The 913-nt window shown below is 45.9% G+C and carries 2 protein-coding genes; one reads left to right on the top strand and one right to left on the bottom strand.

From position 1 onward, the window contains the following. Positions 1 to 467, bottom strand: a 467-nt coding sequence (locus tag ACYVTD_RS14220; protein ID WP_461248377.1) for a PIN domain-containing protein, incomplete at its 3' end; no start/stop codon positions are given. Between the two features lie 207 nt (positions 468 to 674). Between ACYVTD_RS14220 and ACYVTD_RS14215 the strand changes: the two genes are divergently transcribed. After that, a partial coding sequence (locus ACYVTD_RS14215; RefSeq protein WP_461248376.1) for a hypothetical protein occupies positions 675 to 913 on the top strand: 239 nt, incomplete at its 3' end.

The raw sequence follows: 913 nt of genomic DNA, 5'->3' as shown, positions 1-913 counted from the left end.
AGCTGAAGAAGGTCTTTGTCGGAAGAAAGAATGTAACATTGTCGTTTTTCGCTTCGGCATTTTTCCGCAAGGGCTGCGATAATGTCGTCCGCCTCAAACCCTTCGGCCTTAATCGACTTGATGCCCAACGCCGACAAAAATTCTTCGACTAACGGAACTTGCTCGTGCAGATCATCGGGCGCTTTTTGCCTGTTCGCCTTGTATTCGTGGTACATCTGGTGGCGGAAAGTTGGAGTGCGCGAATCAAAGACCGCCGCAAGGCGCAGGGGCTTTTCAAGTTTAAGTTTCCCTTTTCCGTCTGTTTGCGGAGCGCCGTCTTCCAACAGGGAAATCACCGTTCTCGCAAACCCGAAAAGGACTGAAACATTTTTCCCGGAACTGTTGCGCAAGGGGTTTGTTAAAAACGCGAAATATGAGCGGTAAATAAGTCCGTAGGCGTCGATTAGGTAGAGGGGGGGCAGGCTCATAGGTTACTATATAACACATGGTAGATATTGTCAATAATATGGTATAATATGCTCCTATGGAATTTGGAACATTGCTTGAATTTATAATTTTGATCATACTAATTATCCAGTTTATTGTGATAATTATGCTTATTGGGAAAACCAGGCAGGGTTCTCAGGAAGATGTTTTGAAGAGGCTTGTTGAATTTAATACTCGGCTTAGTGAAAATGAAACAAAAATTCGTAATGAACTGGGGAACCAATTTGGGCAAAATCGCGGAAGGGAAAGAAAGCGCCTACTTTTCACAATCGCTTATCCGTTTGCGAGACGATGTTACGCTTCCAATAACAAGCATAGACGAACTTTCGGCGGAAAACCTAAACCGAAGCGCGGGCGCGTCCGTGCTGATGCGCGAAGGAATCCGCAAAAGCGCGAAACAGCTTGATCCTGACGCAAAGCCCGCTTC

Source organism: Treponema sp. R6D11, from assembly GCF_054786075.1.
Note: the sequence above shows the minus strand (reverse complement) of the source record. Positions and strands in the feature narration are given on the sequence as shown.